Genomic DNA, 18,363 nt, shown 5'->3' on the forward strand with positions numbered 1-18,363 from the left:
TGGGTCAATCTCCAATTGCGAAAGTCAGCTCGGCGGTAGCCGCTACATTACCATTCACAGTAGCGGTTGCAGTGCCAAAGCCAACGGGGCCACGCTGGCGGGTGAGTTCGCAAGTGAGCTCCAGTACGTCGCCGGGCAGCACCTGCTGCCTAAAGCGGGCATTCTTTATGGCACCCATAAAACCGATTTTACCTCGATTTTCTTCAAGGGATAAAATCGCAACAGCACCAACCTGAGCAAGTGCCTCAATAATGAGAACACCGGGCATTACATGTTTTTGCGGGAAATGCCCGCAAAAAAACGGTTCATTTACGGTAACACATTTGATTCCTTTTGCCCACTTGCCGGGTTCGCCATCTATTATTTTATCAACGAGTAGGAACGGGTAGCGGTGGGGAAGGATTTCTTGTATTTGGTTCGAGTCAAGCTGCATGATCATTCCTCCCAGCGTTTGAGAATAAGGCTTGCGTTGTGTCCACCAAAGCCAAGGGAATTAGAGAGTGCATAGCGCAAATCTGCCTTGCGGCCGGTGTTCGGTACTACATCCAAATCGCAATCTTCATCTGGTTCACGGTAGTTAACGGTGGGGGGGACAAAGCCTTCTTTTAGCGCAAGCGTGGTCAAAAGCGCTTCTACTGCGCCGCTGGCTCCGAGCAGGTGACCGGTCATCGATTTTGTAGAGCTAATCATCAGCTTTTTGGAATGCTCTCCGAACACTGCTTTCACCGCGGCAGTTTCACTTTTATCGTTCAGTGGGGTAGAGGTTCCGTGCGCGTTAATATATGCAACCTCTTCCGGGTTGATTTTCGCATCTTCAATGGCTTGGCGCATACATTCCTGTGCGGCAGTTCCTTCCGGGTCAGGCGCAGTAATGTGGTAAGCATCACAGGTAGAACCATAGCCTACCACTTCTCCATAGATTTTTGCACCGCGCTCTTTTGCATGCTCCAGGCTTTCTAAAACCAGCATAGCGGCGCCCTCACCCATTACAAAGCCATCCCGCTCTTTATCAAAGGGGATAGATGCACGGTTGGGGTCTGTGGATTCAGAAAGTGCTTTCATTGAGGTAAAGCCACCCATGCCCAATGGGGTAATAGAAGACTCTGCACCACCGCAGATAGCAACATCCACATAGCCGGCACGAATCAGGCGCATAGCGTCGCCTACTGCATTCGTACCGCCGGCACACGCGGTAACCGGGCAGGTAACCATGCCACGAAAACCAGTGCGAATGGCAATGTGCGCTGCACCCATGTTCGCAATGCACATGGGAATAAAGTAAGGGGATACACGGTCAAAGCCTTTTTGTTCACCACGAGCATGCTCAGACTCAATTGTGCCAAGGCCGCCAATGCCACTGGAGACGATTACAGCACAGCGGTAAGCGTTCTCTTTCTCCATTACCAGACCGCTATCCTGAAACGCTTGGTCGGCAGCCGCAATTGCTAACTGTGTAAAGCGGTCAAGCTTTCTGGCTTCGCGCTTATCGATATAATTTTCCGGTTGAAAGTTTTTTACCTCTCCGGCGATTTTAACCTTTTGATTCGCTGTATCATACAGCGTGATTTCTCCAATTCCGCAGACTCCGTCTTTTGCGGAGCGCCAAGTTTCGTCTGCGGTAATTCCAATGGGAGTTAATGCACCAAGTCCGGTGATAACAACACGTCGTTCCGTCATAGTAACCTCCTGAAACTGCCCGCCACTGGCGGGAGTCTAAAAATAAAAGATTGTTAAACGGCCATTCCGCCGTCTACACAAAGTACCTGGCCAGTAATGTATGCAGCTTCTTCACTGGCAAAAAAGGCAATTGCCGCTGCAATTTCTTCAGGCTTGCCAGCACGCGCCATGGGGATACCCTGAACAAGCTGTTCTTTTACGGCGTCCGGAAGAACGCCGGTCATATCAGTTTCAATTAAGCCGGGGGCTACTGCATTTACCGTAACACTGCGCCCGGCAAGCTCTTTCGCCAATGATTTGGTCATACCGATGAGGCCAGCTTTACTGGCGGAATAATTAATTTGCCCTGCATTACCGCGTACACCGGCAACACTGCTTAGATTTATAATTCTACCCCAGCGCTGCTTCATCATAATACGGGAAGCCAGCTTCATGCAGAGAAATGCACCCTTTAAATTGGTATTGATAACATCATCAAAATTCTCTTCGCTCATACGAAGAATGAGGCCGTCTCGAGTAATACCAGCATTGTTTACAAGTATGTCAATCGATTTAAAGGATTCCTGCGCCTTTGCAAAGATTTCTTCGCAGCCTGCGGCAGAAGAAACATCGGCTTGTACCAGAATTGCTTCTGCACCAAGCTCACGGCATTCGGCGGCGGTTTCTTCCGCTGCCTGAAGATTACCGGCGTAGTTGATGACAATGTTCTTGCCCTCGGAAGCGAACTTTTTGCATACGGCGCGGCCAATGCCGCGGCTTCCACCGGTAACGATGGCGGTTCTTATAGTCTGGTTCATTGTGCGGCTCCTTTCAGTGCTTCAATTGTAGCGCGCAGGCTTTCCACGTCTTCCACAGAAAACGTTTTCAGATTCTTTGTGGTTTTGCGTACAAAACCCGCTAAGACCTTACCGGGGCCGATTTCCACTAGTGTATCAATACCTGCCTGCTCCATGTAACGGATGGAATCTTCAAAATAGGTACTGCTCTGCACTTGGCGTTCCATTAATGCAGGAATGCTCTCGTCCGGTTGAAGCGGCTTTGCGGTTACGTTAAAAATCACAGGGACTTTCATCTCGCCGAACGTAATTTTTTGAAAGTACTCGGCGAGTGCGTCACCCGCAGGGTGCATAAGCGAGCTGTGGAACGGGCCGGGTAAATGAAGCGGAATACAGCGGCGCGCACCAGCTGCAAGTGCAAGCTCACTGGCTTTTTCCACCGCAGACTTTTCGCCTGCAATTACCATTTGTCCGGGGCAGTTGTAGTTTGCAATCTCCACAATACCAAGTGAGGAAGCCTCGCTGCACACCTGTTTAAGAGCGTCTCGGTCAAGGTTCATAATGGCTGCCATTGCACAGGGCAGGTCACCTACGGCAGTTTCCATTACCTTGCCGCGAAAAGCAGTGAGAGCAATTGCGGTGTCGGCGTCAAATACACCCGCGGCAGTAAGAGCGGAATATTCCCCTAGGCTCAAGCCTGCTACCATCTCCGGGTGAATGCCCTCCTGCTCTAAAAGCGCAGTAATGCCGGTGCAAAAAGCTACCATGCAGGGCTGCGTGTTTCTTGTTTGATTAAGGTCTTCTTCGGGGCCGTTTTCCATCATTTCTTTGATGTTAAATCCTGCGGCATCCGTATCATAAAAACGACGGAACTCCGGGTATTGTTCGTATAAATCCATACCCATTCCAACGTGTTGACTGCCTTGGCCGGCATAGATAAAAGCCAATTTCATCAGGAATCCCTCCATCCTTGTTTCAGTTCTTCCAGTAGCTTTTGTACAGGCAGGATGCGATCAAGCCTCCAAGCATTGCTGCCGCAGAAAAATAAGCCTTCCTCCCAGTTGCCGCGCACCGCTTCCACCAGCGCCTTAGTAATGCAATATGGCGTAGTTGCCGGGTTACAGGGGTGCAGACAGTCGGCACACTTTTGTACAGGAATGCGAAGATCATTACGCAAACGCTGAATGAGGGGAGAGTTTAGAGCACGTCCCGGCATACCAACCGGGCTTTTAATAATGCAAATATCCTCTTTTTTGGCGTTTACTAATATTTCCTTATAGCGTAGAGACGCATCGCATTCCTCGGTAGCAATGAAACGGGTTCCGACTTGAACGCCTGCGGCACCTAGCTTTAAAAAGCCAGTAATATCGTCTGCGGTGTAAACACCGCCTGCAACAAACACCGGAATGCACTTTTGGTATTTCTCTTCATACGGCTTTATTTCTTCTAGAACCTCCGGCAAAATCTGTTCCGGAGTTTGAGCCGTTCCGTTTTCCAGTTCGTCTGCATGAAAGCCGAGATGCCCGCCTGCCATTGGCCCTTCGATTACAATAAAGTCCGGGCAAACCTTATGGCGTTTATCCCACATACGGCAAATGGTATGCGCTGCTCTTCCGCTTGAAACAATAGGGGCAATAGCCGTGTTGCTGCCTTTTACATAGGCAGGAAGATCAGAGGGGAGACCGGCTCCTGAAATGACCGCATCTGCACCTGCTTCTACAGCAGCCTGTATCGTTTCTGCATAATGAGTGGTGGCGACCATCGCGTTGATGGCAACCCAACCATTCCCTTGTGCGATTTGCTTCGCTTTTTGTATTTGTTGTTTTAAAGCAGAAATGTTGCACTGCAACGCGTTTTTCCAGAAATCCGGCTCGGCAAAGCCTGGGTTTGCCGCACTTATAACACCCATTGCACCGTGCTTTGCTACATGCCCTGCCAAATTTCCAAGGGAAACACCAATTCCCATCCCTCCTTGAATAATTGGCAGAAGCAAGGGTCTTTCTTTGACCAGAACCATAGTTAGCGCTCCTGTTCCAGCTTTGTTAGAGCATCAAGATACCCATTATAAAGCTCTTCAAAAATATAACGCAGTGGCTTTATCTCATGAAGCTGCCCTGCAACCTGCCCGGCCATGAGCGAACCGTTGTCTACGTCGCCCTCTAAAACCGCACGGCGCAGTGAGCCAAGAGTGTAATGCTCGAGCTCCATTTTATCTGCTCCTGCAATTTCCTTTTTCAGGTATTCACGTGCCATCTTGTTTTTTAGGAGGCGAACCGGAACACCAGCCGAACGGCCGGTAACGGTAGTACCATTGTCTTTTGCTTTTAAAATTGCTGTTTTATAATTGGCATGAATCGGGCATTCATCGCTCACAAGCAGGCAGGTGCCAAGCTGTGCACCAATCGCGCCTAAGGCAAAGGCAGCTAATAGCTGCCTACCGCTGGCAATACCACCCGCAGCAATCACAGGTATATTTACCGCGTCTGCAACCTGAGGCACAAGTGCCATAGTAGTAAGCTCACCAACATGGCCACCGCTTTCGGTTCCTTCCGCAATTACGGCGTCTGCGCCGTAATCAGCTACACGCTTCGCGAGAGCAACTCCCGGTACGACCGGAATGACTTTAGCACCTGCGTTTTTCCACATGGAAATATAGGCACTGGGGTTTCCTGCACCAGTTGTGATAACAGGAATTCTCTCTTGCGCCGCCAGTTCCGCCATTTCTTTGGCCTGCGGGTGCATGAGCATAATATTTACACCAAAGGGCTTATCGGTACTCTCTTTACAAATCTGGATATTTTCTGCAAAGGAATCCAGATTCATTCCACCTGCACCAATTAACCCAAGGCCGCCTGAGTTGGAAACCGCTGCGGCAAATGCACCTGTGGCAATATTGGCCATGCCGCCTTGAATAAACGGAAATTCAATTCCGAGCCAGTTGTTTAGTCTCATGTTGATTCCTCCTTTTTACCATTCCAGAATTGCGCCGCCCCAGGTAAGACCAGCACCAAAACCAACACATAGTGTGCGGGTTCCTGGGGTTAGCAAACCTTGCTCTGCCATTTCGTCCAGAGCAATTGGAATGCTAGCAGCAGAGGTATTGCCGTAGTTATGCACATTTAAGTAAAACTTTTCTTCTGGTAAATGTGTTTTACGAATCACACTGGATATAATGCGCTGATTTGCTTGATGGCAAACAAAATAATCTATTTGGTCAGCGGTAAGCTGCGCTTTTTGAAGCGTATCTTCAATGGAGCGTGGTACTGTTTCAACGGCAAAGCGGAATACATCGCTTCCATTCATAAAAATTCGATGTCGCTCTGCACCGTGAGCATTTGTACAGCCTAGAAGAGTATCATCTCCACGGCAGCCAAGTACGCTGGTAAACGAATGCTTGTCAGAAAGCTCAATGACTGCTGCACCTGCACCGTCGCCAAATAGAACGCAAGTGCTTCGATCTTCAAAATCCAGCACGCGGGAGATAACCTCGCTTCCAATTAATAAAGCGCGAGTATATCCGCTTTGCATCAAAAGTCCGCGGACAACGGTAAGACCATATAAAAAACCCGTGCATCCCACACTAATGTCAAAAGAGGGGCAGTCCTCCGGTAAAGAAAGCCGACGCTGAACCTGTGTTGCAACAGCGGGGGACATATGGTCTGGGGTAAAGGTGGCTACAACACACGCACCAATTTCTTCTGGGCGTGCACCAGCTTCTTCCATTGCCTTTTTTGCGGCTGCGGTTGCTAAATCTGCATTGCTTTCACCCTGCACAAAATGCCTTTGGCGAATTCCTGTGCGAGTGGAAATCCACTCATCGTTTGTGTCAGTCAGCTTGCTGATGTCGTCATTTGTGACTATTTTTTCCGGGATACAGCGCCCGGTTCCTAATATATGAATTCCAGTCATATGGCCTCCTTTGTCGTTCCGATCTTTCTAAATTTATCGTATCTTTGATTGGCCAAATCCTCGTCACTGAGAGGTAGAAGCTCTTTTAAATTGCGCAGTATGGCTTCATCCAGTGCAGAATAAATTGCATTATGGTTGCGGTGTGCGCCGCCGAGAGGTTCGGCAATAATTTCATCAGCTACGCCAAATTGCAGTAAATCTTGAGCGGTTAGCTTCATCATTCCGCTCGCTTCGGCGCTCCGGGTGGAATCCTTCCACAAAATAGATGCGAAGCCCTCCGGCGAAAGCACCGAGTATACGGCGTTTTCCAGCATGAGTAGGCGATTGGCAACACCAAGTGCCAAAGCGCCGCCGCTTCCGCCCTCACCGGTAACAATTGCAATTACGGGAACTGTAAGCTGGCTCATTGCCGCTAAATTGCGTGCGATGGCTTCGCTCTGGCCGTTTGTTTCTGCTTCCAGGCCGGGGAACGCGCCAGGAGTATCAATAAAAGTGATAATGGGGCGCCCGAACTTTTCAGCCTGCTTCATAAGTCGCAGGGATTTACGGTATCCTTCCGGGCCGGGCATGCCAAAATTATAGTACATGTTTTCCTCTAAATTTTTACCCTTGCAATGACCAATTACCGTAACGGGAATACCGTGGTAAAAGGCCACTCCGCCAAGAATACTTTTATCGTCCTTGTTCAGGCGGTCGCCCCTTAGCTCAAAGAAATCTTGAAATAAAGCCGCCGTAAAATCGCGGATACCCGGGCGCTTTGGCCGCCGGGCCAGGTAAACCTTATCGGCAGGGGTAAGATCAGCGTAAGCTTCCAACAGCTTTTTGCGTTCTCCCTCAAGCTGCCAAATGCGAAGCTGAGGGATTTTCGATTTTTCGCGCAGGGCCGCCAGCTCTTGGTCAATCTGGTCTAGCTTTAATTCCGTCTCTTTAATCATGCAGGCATTCCTCCTTTTTTGTGAATCTGGAGTAGAAAGCCTAAGGTAGACTTCATTTCTCCGCGGGGAACAATACGGTCTACAAAGCCGTGCTCCTCCTGAAATTCAGCGCGCTGAAAGCCCTCGGGCAGCTTTTGGCGGATGGTTTGCTCAATCACGCGTGGACCGGCAAAACCGATGAGCGCACCGGGTTCCGCAAGAGTAATATCGCCAAGGCCGGCAAAGCTAGCGCTTACACCGCCGGTTGTGGGGTGTGTTAGGTAAGAGATATATAAACCGCCCTCTTTTGCAAACCTTGCCAAGGCCGCACTGGTTTTTGCCATTTGCATTAAAGAAAGAATTCCCTCCTGCATACGGGCACCGCCGCTCGCACTGAAAATAACTAAGGGAACTCTTTTTGCAAGTGCATATTCTACGGCACTTGTAATAATTTCTCCCACTTGAACTCCCATGCTTCCCATAAAAAAGCGACTATCGAGTACTGCTACAACAGTGGGCTGCGATTGAATCTCTAACGAAGCAAACAAAGCGGCGTCTGCTAACCCTGTTTTTTGCCGATTTTCTTCGAGCTTTTCCGGGTAACCGGGGAAGTTCAAGGGATTCTCCGGGCAGGCGGGAAGGTCAAGTAAATTCAGTGTTCCGGGGTCAGCAAGCAAATTCAGGCGTTCCTGTGCGGAAATAGGTAGATGATGCCCGCAAAAGGGGCAAACCATTTGCCGTTCTACCAATTGTGCTCGTGAAATATCTTTTTTGCAGCTTGGGCAAGCCGTAAAGCCCAGCACCTCTTTGCCGCTAGACTCCTTGCGGGTCTTTTGCGTTGGCAGGCGAAGCATTGAAAATAATGTCATCTTAGGGTGTGAGGAAGGGTTATTCATGGCATATTCCTTTCTTTCCATAAAACAATGTCCATTTGATCATTTTTGTATAGTTTGATGTTCTATAAATGCAACAATATCGCTCACCGTTTGAAAGCGGACTAGTTGTTCGTCTAATATTGTTACTTCAAATGTGTCTTCTAATTCCATAGCCAGTTCTGCAAGGTCAAAAGAATCGAGACTAAGGTCGTCTTTTAATAAGGCCTGCATGGTAATTACATTTTTGCTTAGTGTTGTTCTACTTGCGATTAAATCTCGGATTTCTTCAAAAATCACGATTCTGAACCTCTTCTCTGTGCGCTTTGGTGAAAAATACTTAAAAATATTTAATTAAAAAATTTTAATCTCATCCTATTCCAATTCCATAAAAAAGTCAAGAAAAATTTATGTAAATAAATGGGTTTGAGAATGCTGAGTGCATGCTGTGCTTGACTTTTCCAATCGCTTCCAGTACAATCAAAATCAAGGTGATCCACTTCCAAAAGGGTTTTATTTGTCTTGCTTTTATCATAAAAACGTGCAAATAATGAGGATGGATTAAAACAAAATTGAGAGAGACCTCATAGGAAAAATGCGACTCGCGGGAAAGTACCTTGCGGGTGTTTTTTGTCTCTTTACTTTTTTAGCGATAATGTCAGCACTGTTTTAAGGTGAGGAAAATTAGCCAAGTATGAAAAGGTATTTAAAATAAACTGCAAAGATGGGAGGTTACAGATGGAAAGAATACGAATTGGTTGCCACGAAGATAAACTAGCAATCATTCACACAAGACGCATTATGCAAGATATAAAAAGAGCGGATTCAACATGCCAGCTCGATTTGATGCCTATCTCTGCGGCAGAGGAACCGGTGCAGGAGCAGACGGGGGAGCCTGCCGGAGAACAAAAGCCAATCAGCATATTGCAGCGTGCGCTTTTAGAAAAAAGGATCGACCAAGCAGTATATGATTTGGTAGAACTGAATCAAGGTGTTGCGCCGGGGTTAATGATTGCTGCATATTGCACTCGTTTAAATGTTAAGCACACTTTGGTTCTTCCAATTGGAGCTCAACAGCCGGAATTGGATAGACCAATTGGTGTATCCGGAATGCATAGAAGAGTTCAAGCGGGCTCATTCTATCCTCGTAACGACATTGCACCGATTCGCGGAGATGTACATAGTCGACTTAAACGATTAGACAGAGGGGATTATTCTGCTCTGATTTTACCATGTGACGCACTGTCTCTTTTAGGCTTACGCAACCGAAGCGGCCGAATTTTTACAGAGCAAGAGATTGTTCCTGCGGTGGGGCAAGGGATTTTTGCCATAGTAACAAGAATAGGGGAACCACACTACTGTCTGTCAGGAGTGGATGATTTCCCAAGCCGCTGCTGTGCAAAGGCGGAACTGGCGTTTTTGAAACAGTTTGACAATCCTGACGTGAACCCGATTGCAGCATTTGCAAAATTGGAAGAAGACGAAATTGTTTTAACTGGATTCTACAATAACGGCAAACATAGCGTTAAAAAGCAAATGAATGCACCAATTGCTGATGCAGCAAAGCTTGGCGAGCGCTTAGCAAACGAAATTTTGAATCAGCTTCACTAGAATGAAACGCAAAATAGAACAGTAAGGTGTAATAGTATTATAAGAAGTAAGTGGGGCGAGTAGTTTATGAAGAAAATAGGATTAATTTGTAAATTTTTTAAAAAACGATAATAATTCCTAAAAATCTATTGAAATTTAAAAAAGCTTCCTGTATAATAAGTGTTAGTAAAGGGTAACTGTTTCATACGGTTACAAAAATTTATGATACGTATTAGGAGGTAATTTAATATGACAAACTTAATTGGACGTGAACTACCGGATTTTAAACTGCAGGCGTATCATCAGGGTGAGCTAAAAGAGGTAACTCGTGAGGATATGGAGGGTAAGTGGAACATTCTGTTTTTCTACCCCGCTGATTTTTCTTTCGTTTGCCCCACTGAATTAGGCGACCTTGCAGATTATTATAGTGAATTTCAGAAAATTGGCGCAGAGATTTATTCCGTTTCTACCGACAGCCAGTTTGTTCATAAAGCTTGGGCAGATGCGTCTGAGACCATTCAAAAAATTAAGTACCCCATGCTGGCAGACCGTGCCGGTGTTCTCTCAAAAGAGCTAGGTATTTATGTAGAATCTGCTGGCTTGGCACTACGTGGTACCTTTATTGTAAATCCGCAGGGTAAAATCGTTGCCTATGAGGTAAACGATTTGGGGATTGGCCGTAATGCGGAAGAGCTGTTGCGTAAGGTGCATGCGGCTCAATTTGTAGACAAGCATGGCGATCAGGTTTGCCCGGCCAAATGGAAGCCCGGTGAGGAGACTCTTTCTCCTAGCTTGGACTTGGTAGGTAAGCTGTAATTTAGAACAATTTGGGCCGCTGCCGTATTGGCGGCGGTCCTTTTTAAAAGGGGAGTATTACAACATGAATCCGATTTATGATTTAATAATTATCGGGGCTGGCAGCGCCGGCTTAGCGGCAGGAGTTTATGCGGGCCGCGCAAAGCTCAAAACACTTATTTTAGAAAAGAGTAACCCGGGCGGTCAGGTAGGGAATACTGCCGAGGTTGTAAACTACCCCGGCATCCGCAAAACGGGAGGCCCCGAGCTTGTAGAAGAGATGAAGAACCATGTTCGTGATTTCGGTGTGAAGATTGAAACGGCAGAAATTGAGCGTGTGGATTTTTCTGGTGAGATTAAAGCACTCTACGCTTCATCCGGCACGTATCAAAGCCGTTCGGTCATCATCGCAACCGGTGCATCTCCCCGCCAAGGCGGATTCGAGGGGGAAGAGCAGTACAGCGGCCATGGAGTTGCGTATTGTGCCACTTGTGACGGTGAATTTTTTAGTGGGCTCGATATTTTTGTTATTGGCGGTGGATTTGCTGCGGCAGAAGAAGCCATTTACCTGACCCGCTTTGCAAAATCCGTCACCATTGTCATTCGTGGCAATGATTTTAGTTGCGCAAGAACAGTTGCAGATAAAGCAATCGCACACCCCAAAATTACGGTAAAATACAATACTTTGCTAGAGAAAGTAGAGGGCGATTCGCTTCTTCGCCGCGCCCACTTTAAAAACAAGCAAACCGGTGAAACAGAAGTGTACGATGCTGGGGAAAACGGAACATTTGGTGTGTTCGTTTTTGTGGGATATGACCCAGCTACCGAACTCTTTCAAGGCCATGTGGATATGGATAAGGATGGCTATATTCTTACAGACGAAGCCATGCACACCAATATTCCGGGTGTTTTTGCCGCAGGCGATTTGCGCCCTAAGCTTCTCCGCCAAATTGTAACGGCAGTAGCAGATGGCGCGGTTGCGGCTACCTCCGCAGAAAAGTATGTCACCAAAGAAAAAGAGCGCCTTGGCATCCCAATGTTTGAAGAGGATGGGGTAACCGCAGAAGACGTACCTGCACCACAGCAAAAAGAGAATTCTGCAAAGTCTGTGGCGCCCAATGGCGAATATTTGAGCGGTGAACTCAAGAGTCAGCTTTCTCAAGTATTCCAGCGCCTTAAAAAAGACATGACGATTGTTACAGTGGTGGATTCCTCAAATAAAAAGTCTCTAGAGCTAGAAGTTTTTCTGCGTGAGATTGAGCCGCTGAGCGACCATATTCACTTGCAAGTGTATCAAAAGGGTGAAAACCCCAATTTAGAGCAGGAACTGGGAATTGAACGTTACCCGGTGGCCGTTTTTCTAAATGAAGCAGGGCAATTCAGCGGTGTTAAGTTCAGTGCAGTTCCCGGCGGCCACGAGATAAACTCGTTTGTACTCGGAATCCTTCATTTGGCAGCGGAAGACAAGCTAACCCCGGAGCAGATTGAAAAAATCCGTCAGCTTCCACCCAACACGGTTTTAAAGGTTGGCGTAACCTTGGCGTGCCCCTATTGCCCAGATGTTGTTGCGGCGGCGCATTCCATAGCGATTGCCAGCGGCGGTAACGTAACGGCAGAAATGCTGGATGTTGCTCTGTTCCCAGATATTCGAGAGAAATATCGAATTATGAGTGTTCCAGCACTGATTGTAAATGAAAATGAGCAAGCTTTCTTTGGTTCTCAAACATTTGACCAAGTGCTTGAAAAAGCCATTGAGGGATAGTACTCATCTAAACTTTTTCTTGTAATAGCATAGAAATGCCTCCGGTTTTTCCGGAGGCATTTCTTATTGCTCTATTGTAAACTTTTTATTAATAAAATGGTTGACAATGCAAAATCTCCCTGATACAATAAAACAAACATGTTTTAGGCCGGTCTTGTAAATACGTTAAAAAGAGTAAAGAGTGGAAACGCAGTATCCGCTTTTATTAATAGGGTAACGAAAAGTGAAACATATTAGGAGGATATCTTGAAATGAGTATCGTTCAAATTTGGAAAGAAAAAATTCTTGCCGGAGGGCAAATTAATCGCTCTGGCGCAGAGGAATTGCTCACAGCACCCTTGGAGGAGTTATGTGAGGCGGCGAATCAAATTCGAGAAAACCTGAACGGCAATGTGCTAGACACCTGCTCTATATTAAATGGGAAAAGTGGCTTGTGTAGCGAAAACTGTAAGTACTGTTCACAAGCTCGCGGGCATAAAACCGGCGTTGATGAATACCCGCTCCTTACGGTAGACCGTATTGTGAAAGAGGGCTTGCAAACCGCTAAGCAGGGTGTTGACCGTTTTTCGGTCGTAACCTCCGGTGTGCGTGTATCGGATGCGGAAGTTGATATTTTATGCCGCGCTTATTCCAAAATTCGAGAGGAATCCGATATTCAGCTCTGTGCCTCTCACGGGTTAATCAATTACGAACAATTTTTAAAGCTGAAAGAGGCGGGCATTACCCGTACCCATAATAATTTAGAAACTTCCCGTCGCTATTTCCCACAGGTTTGCACGACCCATACATACGATGATAAAATTGAGACCATTCGTGCCGCACAAAAAGCAGGTCTTGAAATTTGCAGCGGTGGAATTATCGGAATGGGGGAAGAGATGAGTGACCGCTTAGATATGGCGTTTGAGCTGCGCGACTTAGGTGTTGAGTCCATACCTGTGAATGTGTTAATGGCAATACCGGGTACTCCCTTACAAGACCAACCCTTGCTGCCGGAAGAGGAGATACTGCGTACCATTGCATTGTTCCGCTTTATTAATCCTACGGCAAATATTCGCTTGGCAGGCGGCCGCAATTCCATGACCGACTGTGGCAGGTTGGCGTTGCATGCCGGTGCAAATGCCTCCATTACAGGCAACATGCTTACCACTTCTGGTAATACAGTAAAACAGGATTTTGAAATGTTTACTAAGGCTGGTTTTCAGCTGAAATGCCAAGTTCGAGCATAATCATATTATCAAAATAATAAGAGTTCTCTCACAACATACCAAAAGAGGAGATGGCGTAAGCCATCTCCTCTTTTGGTATGTAATCTAATCTTGTGAATCTTCGCGATATGGTTCTTCTTCCGTTAGAGATACCGTCTTTTTTCGACTTTTCACCCATTCTAGCCCGAAATGAAATAAGGGGAGAAGAAAAAGATAAAATGCAAATAGGATACTGGAAGTTGGTGCCCCAACTGTCATTAAAGGCATTCCACCCGCAATGCTCCAAGGAATGAGAGGGGCTATTACAATAACGGTGTCCTCTAATATAAGAGCGAGCTTTTTGCGGTCTGGCACAATGGAATCACACATTTGAAACGTGAGCATAGTAGCCAGTGTTTGATTGCAGCTAATGGCGCTCATTACCACAGACGTAAATAAAACTGAGCCAAACGGTGTAATTTTATAAGAGGATGCTTCCACTAGCTTTCGAATCTCCGTAAGCAGCTCTGTTTTTTTGAATATGCCGAAGTAGGAGGTGGAAATTAAAATGATTCCCGCTACCTTTGCCATGGAAAGAACTCCTCCGCCGTTAAGCAATGACCCAAGCTCAGTGTTTGAGGATTGGTAGCCTAGCAAAAGACTGGGCAACAGTTCAGTAATGGGTGTTTTTTGTACGGTAAGGCAAATCACGCACGCCAGTAAAATGCTGATTACCATTGTTTTTTTTACCGGTACACGAAACAATGATAATAGAATAATCAAAAGGGCAGGCAGAACTACAATGAAAGAAAGGTTAAAATTCTCGCGGAACAAATTCAGTGAAGCAAGATTACCGGTTTGGGCAGTTGTTCCTTTTGCAAAAAAATATAAAAGGCAGGAAAGCACAAATGGAACAACGGAGGTTTTGAACATCCGCCGAATATTGTCGTAAATATTGGTTCCGGTTAGCTCGCTAACCAGTAATGCACTCGAAGACATAGGAGAACAGCGGTCGCCAAAATAAGAGCCGGCTAAAATAGCACCACCGCAAAGAACCGGGTCTACTAGGAGCGAGCGCGAGATCATCATGCAAACAACGCCCATGGTGGCAGCTGTACCAAAAGAGGTACCCATCAAAAAAGACATCATACAACATAATAAGAAGGTGTACAAAACAAATAAAGTAGGGTTCAGTATTTGAATTGCATGGTAAATCAAGTACGGAATTGTACCGGAAGTACGCCAAACAGAGGTTAACATGCCTATTAATAAAAAGATAATTAGAATATTTTTTGCTCCGCGAATTCCGTCCAGCATCATAGCACCCATTTGCGTGAGTGTATTCTTCTTTACCAAACCATACACTAAAAAGCAAATTAGCCCGAATGTAAGAGCGAATAGAATGGGAAGTCCACTTAGAATACAGGCAATCAGCCCAAATAAAAAGAAAGAAAGCGTAATTCGTTCTGCCACGACAAAATCCCCCACATATCATCAATTGTAATACATTATAGCGAAATGAAATGTGTTTTCCAATCTTTTCTTAATATAAATAGGAAGGATATAATGCGTGCAGTTGATTTTGCATAAGTAAAACGGTATGATAACTTTAGAAAATACATACTTTTCTTATTGATAGAGAATTTGAGGTTAGGGAGTGAATCGTGTGACACTACGCCATTATAAAATCTTTCTTGCAGTATGCGAATATATGAATATGACTGTAGCGGCTGAAAATCTTTTTCTTTCTCAGTCTGCGGTAAGCCAAGCAATTGCAGAAATGGAGAAACACTATGGGGTGCGTCTGTTTGAAAGGATGTCTCGCAAATTATTCTTAACTACCGCCGGGAAAAAGCTGCTGCGCTATGCAAACCAAATTGTTCGTATGGATATGGAAGCGGAAGATAATATGAAAGCGCTTCAAAAGGATGGTTCCATACGGGTTGGTGCAAGCGTAACCATAGGCGCTTATATTCTTCCAAAGCTGGTATCTCATTTTCAGCAGAATCGGCCGGGAACAGATGTGTTTGTGGTGGAAGATAACACGGCAAATATTGAGGCAATGCTCTTGGGAGGCCAGCTAGACCTTGCTTTAGTTGAGGGAGATACCGCCTCCTCCGACCTGATTACTCTACCGTTTCTCAGTGATGAGTTGGTGTTAATTTGCGGGCCGGGGCATCCATTTGCTGGCAGAAAACAAATTGAACCGCAAGAGATGGAACAAGAGACCTTTATTATACGAGAAAAGGGCAGCGGAACCCGTAAAACCTTTGAAGATGAAATGGCAGCAAAATCTTTAACCTGGAGAGAAGGGTGGATTTGCAATAATGCAGATACCATTAAGCTTGCTGTGCAAGAAGGGCTTGGGGTCTCTGTAATTTCTCGCTTAGCCGTAAAAGAAGAATGCAAAATGGGGAAGCTCTGTGCGGTTGAGGTGAGAGGTATGCAGTTCCGCAGATTATTTAAAGCGGTATACCACAAAGGCAAATATCTTACGGATGCTATGACAGAGATGATTGATATTTGCAAAGAAGAACAAAGCTATTTAAAATTGCAATAAATACTGCAAATGATATAGACAAAAGTGGTGCTCTGCATTACACTGTTTAGGCAGAGAGTCCAGTCTGGCTGAACTGTTTTCCCCAGACTAAGAGAAAGCACAGCATGAAAAGAGAATAGGGGTTGAATAGAATACATATGAAAAAAGGTTATTTGTACATTTTAATTACCAGCATATTTTTTAGCACCATGGAGATTATGCTTAAAATTACGGCAGGTGGATTTCACCCGCTGCAAATTACGGTACTGCGGTTTTCCATTGGCGCTTTGGTTTTGTCGCCCTTTGCACTGCGGCATTTAAAGAAAAATAACTGCCAATTAAACGTGAGAGATTTGTGTTATTTAGCATTTACTGGTTTTTGCTGTGTTGTTATCAGCATGGTCTTGTACCAAATGGCAGTCATTTATTCCGATGCGTCTATTGTTGCAATACTATTTAGTTGTAACCCCGTATTCGTAATGATTTTGGCGGCGTTGCTCTTAAAAGAAAAGGTATATAAATACTCAATTGTTTCTATCATTGTAAGTATTTTAGGTATGGCGGTTACAATAGACCCTTTTCATGCAAAAGGCTCAGCAACAGGAACCATATTAACGATTTTGGCAGCGATTACCTTTGCTTTGTATAGTGTTTTAGGGAAAAAGCACGGCGCGCGTTACGGCAGTGTGGTAACCACCTGTTTTAGCTTTATTTTTGGTGCGGCAGAACTATTTATTTTAGTATTGCTTACAAAAACTGCGTGGTTCGGCGGAATTTTAACCAATGCCGGCTTGGGTTTGTTTGCAAATACTCCCATATTCAAAGGCATTACTCCCGAACTTTTGCCAAGCCTTTTGTACATTGGTGTTGGTGTTACCGGTCTCGGTTTTGCATTTTACTTTATGGCAATGGAGGCAACTTCGGCAATTACTACTTCATTGGTGTTTTTCATCAAACCGGCTCTTGCCCCTATACTTGCATTCATTATCCTACATGAACCGCTTACTTCTACAAAGATCACTGGTATTATTTTAATTCTAATCGGTTCTATGATTACGTTTATCCCCAGTTGGAAGCGGCAAAAAGCCGCTTTGGCGGCACAGGCAGAATCCATTTTAGAAAAAGAGGATAACAAAGCGCTGAAAAATTGAGATAATAATAAATCATGAAAAAAGGCTATGTAACATGAAAGTGTTCATAGCCTTTTCATATAAATACTTGATAATAAAACCGCAGGGAATGTCGAACGATTTTTCGTGTCTTTTTCTTTGCAAGCACGTTGAAGTACAGAAGCCAAAATGCTATAATAATGAATAACTACCTCACGATGCGAGGTAAAGAGTAATTATCTATCTTTAATTAATTGTGCGGAAAATTTACTTTGTTTGATACCATAAACAATTTTTGATTAAAATGGGAAATTCAAAAATGAATCGTGTATGAGAAGCCGCTCCTTACGGAACACTATTGTGTAGGAGGTGGCTGAAAAAATGGGTAAACAACGCTATCAGCAGATAGAAAACCCGTCCACGCGTGAGAACGAAAATGAAGAATTGGAGCCAGCACCGGTTGGTAGTGAAAAGCAAAACGATCAAATTACGGAAAATGGTTCTGTTTTGGCAGGTGACCCGGATCACATGATTCACTGCTTGACAATTATTGGTCAGGTAGAGGGTCATTATATTTTGCCATCACAAAATAAAACAACAAAATATGAGCACGTTATTCCACAGCTAGTGGCAATTGAGGAAGAACCAAAAATTCATGGTCTTCTTATGATTTTGAATACCGTTGGCGGCGATGTTGAGGCAGGTTTGGCAATAGCCGAACTCGTAGCAGGAATGAAAAAGCCAACCGTTTCGCTTGTTTTAGGTGGAGGACACTCCATTGGTGTTCCTCTGGCAGTTGCCGCAAAGCATTCTTTCATTGCACAGTCGGCATCAATGACCGTTCACCCTGTTCGCATGAGTGGGTTAGTGCTTGGCGTACCGCAAACACTGGAATATTTTCAGCGGATGCAAGAGCGCATTACTCGTTTTGTTACGCAGAATTCAAAAATGTCTCCCGAGCGTTTCTACGAGCTTTCCATGAACACGCAAGAATTGGTGATGGATGTAGGAACCGTACTCACTGGGTCCGATGCAGTGGAGGAAGGTTTAATTGATTCGGTAGGCACATTATCGGATGCAATTGATTGCCTGCGAGGTATGATAGACGAGAATCGAGCCAAAGAAAAAAAGACAAAACCACGGTCTTCTAAAAAATCGACAAAAGCTGCAAGAGAAACAAAATAAAATAACTCTTGCATAACTACGGCCGGCTCCGCATTGCGGTTGCCGCCGAAT

At 45.5% G+C, this 18,363-nt stretch carries 18 protein-coding genes; 7 read left to right on the forward strand and 11 right to left on the reverse strand.

What is annotated here, in order from left to right:
• Nucleotides 1–4 precede the first annotated feature (4 nt).
• The 10 genes from fabZ to E7L17_RS03130 form a co-directional block, all read right to left on the reverse strand.
• Nucleotides 5–433 carry a 3-hydroxyacyl-ACP dehydratase FabZ gene (gene fabZ / locus E7L17_RS03085; RefSeq protein WP_316321800.1) on the reverse strand — a complete coding sequence of 143 codons (429 nt, stop codon included), beginning with the start codon at nucleotides 431–433 and terminating at the stop codon, nucleotides 5–7.
• Between the two features lie 2 nt (nucleotides 434–435).
• Nucleotides 436–1,677, reverse strand: coding sequence for a beta-ketoacyl-ACP synthase II (gene fabF, locus E7L17_RS03090; RefSeq protein WP_316321801.1), 1,242 nt, complete (start codon nucleotides 1,675–1,677; stop codon nucleotides 436–438).
• A 53-nt stretch (nucleotides 1,678–1,730) separates the two neighbouring features.
• Nucleotides 1,731–2,474 (reverse strand): 3-oxoacyl-[acyl-carrier-protein] reductase, encoded by a 744-nt coding sequence (fabG, locus tag E7L17_RS03095; protein ID WP_316321802.1) that lies wholly within the window; start codon nucleotides 2,472–2,474, stop codon nucleotides 1,731–1,733.
• Nucleotides 2,471–3,406: an ACP S-malonyltransferase gene (gene fabD / locus E7L17_RS03100; protein ID WP_316321803.1), complete on the reverse strand. Its 936-nt coding sequence runs from the start codon at nucleotides 3,404–3,406 to the stop codon at nucleotides 2,471–2,473. Before fabD ends, fabG begins: the two co-directional genes overlap by 4 nt.
• The gene (locus E7L17_RS03105) at nucleotides 3,406–4,470 is read right to left on the reverse strand and encodes a nitronate monooxygenase family protein (RefSeq protein ID WP_316321804.1); all 1,065 of its coding nucleotides are present in this window, start codon (nucleotides 4,468–4,470) and stop codon (nucleotides 3,406–3,408) included. The genes fabD and E7L17_RS03105 overlap by 1 nt, the downstream gene beginning before the upstream one ends.
• Nucleotides 4,471–4,472: 2 nt before the next feature.
• Nucleotides 4,473–5,405 (reverse strand): nitronate monooxygenase, encoded by a 933-nt coding sequence (locus E7L17_RS03110; protein WP_316321805.1) that lies wholly within the window; start codon nucleotides 5,403–5,405, stop codon nucleotides 4,473–4,475.
• A gap of 15 nt (nucleotides 5,406–5,420) precedes the next feature.
• Complete coding sequence (locus E7L17_RS03115) at nucleotides 5,421–6,362, reverse strand: beta-ketoacyl-ACP synthase III (protein ID WP_316321806.1); 942 nt, start codon at nucleotides 6,360–6,362, stop codon at nucleotides 5,421–5,423.
• Nucleotides 6,359–7,297: an acetyl-CoA carboxylase carboxyltransferase subunit alpha gene (locus tag E7L17_RS03120; protein WP_316321807.1), complete on the reverse strand. Its 939-nt coding sequence runs from the start codon at nucleotides 7,295–7,297 to the stop codon at nucleotides 6,359–6,361. Before E7L17_RS03120 ends, E7L17_RS03115 begins: the two co-directional genes overlap by 4 nt.
• A complete protein-coding gene (gene accD / locus E7L17_RS03125; RefSeq protein WP_410470642.1) occupies nucleotides 7,294–8,130 on the reverse strand; it encodes an acetyl-CoA carboxylase, carboxyltransferase subunit beta in 837 nt (278 codons plus the stop codon). The genes E7L17_RS03120 and accD overlap by 4 nt, the downstream gene beginning before the upstream one ends.
• Before the next feature lie 81 nt (nucleotides 8,131–8,211).
• Nucleotides 8,212–8,448, reverse strand: a complete 237-nt coding sequence (locus E7L17_RS03130; RefSeq protein WP_316321808.1) for an acyl carrier protein — start codon at nucleotides 8,446–8,448, stop codon at nucleotides 8,212–8,214.
• 438 nt (nucleotides 8,449–8,886) lie between these two features.
• Here E7L17_RS03130 and E7L17_RS03135 point away from each other — a divergent pair, with 438 nt between their 5' ends.
• The 4 genes from E7L17_RS03135 to bioB all read left to right on the forward strand — a co-directional run bounded on the left by E7L17_RS03135 (nucleotide 8,887) and on the right by bioB (nucleotide 13,521).
• Nucleotides 8,887–9,759 carry a hydroxymethylbilane synthase gene (locus E7L17_RS03135; RefSeq protein ID WP_316321809.1) on the forward strand — a complete coding sequence of 291 codons (873 nt, stop codon included), beginning with the start codon at nucleotides 8,887–8,889 and terminating at the stop codon, nucleotides 9,757–9,759.
• Between the two features lie 228 nt (nucleotides 9,760–9,987).
• Nucleotides 9,988–10,554: an alkyl hydroperoxide reductase subunit C gene (gene ahpC / locus E7L17_RS03140; RefSeq protein ID WP_316321810.1), complete on the forward strand. Its 567-nt coding sequence runs from the start codon at nucleotides 9,988–9,990 to the stop codon at nucleotides 10,552–10,554.
• 64 nt (nucleotides 10,555–10,618) lie between these two features.
• Entirely contained in the window at nucleotides 10,619–12,295 is a 1,677-nt protein-coding gene (locus tag E7L17_RS03145) for an FAD-dependent oxidoreductase (protein WP_316321811.1), read from the forward strand.
• Between the two features lie 251 nt (nucleotides 12,296–12,546).
• The gene (gene bioB, locus E7L17_RS03150; protein ID WP_316321812.1) at nucleotides 12,547–13,521 is read left to right on the forward strand and encodes a biotin synthase BioB; all 975 of its coding nucleotides are present in this window, start codon (nucleotides 12,547–12,549) and stop codon (nucleotides 13,519–13,521) included.
• A gap of 84 nt (nucleotides 13,522–13,605) precedes the next feature.
• Here the strand turns inward: bioB and E7L17_RS03155 are convergent, their stop codons facing one another.
• A complete protein-coding gene (locus E7L17_RS03155; protein ID WP_316321813.1) occupies nucleotides 13,606–14,952 on the reverse strand; it encodes a Na+/H+ antiporter NhaC family protein in 1,347 nt (448 codons plus the stop codon).
• Between the two features lie 193 nt (nucleotides 14,953–15,145).
• Between E7L17_RS03155 and E7L17_RS03160 the strand changes: the two genes are divergently transcribed.
• The 3 genes from E7L17_RS03160 to E7L17_RS03170 all read left to right on the forward strand — a co-directional run bounded on the left by E7L17_RS03160 (nucleotide 15,146) and on the right by E7L17_RS03170 (nucleotide 18,312).
• Complete coding sequence (locus E7L17_RS03160; RefSeq protein ID WP_316321953.1) at nucleotides 15,146–16,039, forward strand: LysR family transcriptional regulator; 894 nt, start codon at nucleotides 15,146–15,148, stop codon at nucleotides 16,037–16,039.
• A 137-nt stretch (nucleotides 16,040–16,176) separates the two neighbouring features.
• Entirely contained in the window at nucleotides 16,177–17,169 is a 993-nt protein-coding gene (locus E7L17_RS03165) for a DMT family transporter (protein ID WP_316321814.1), read from the forward strand.
• Nucleotides 17,170–17,508: 339 nt separating this feature from the next.
• Nucleotides 17,509–18,312, forward strand: a complete 804-nt coding sequence (locus E7L17_RS03170; protein ID WP_316321815.1) for a ClpP family protease — start codon at nucleotides 17,509–17,511, stop codon at nucleotides 18,310–18,312.
• Nucleotides 18,313–18,363: the final 51 nt, after the last annotated feature.

This window comes from Clostridium sp. (assembly GCF_032576335.1).
In the GTDB taxonomy this organism is placed as follows: Bacteria; Bacillota; Clostridia; order Oscillospirales; family Acutalibacteraceae; genus Faecalispora.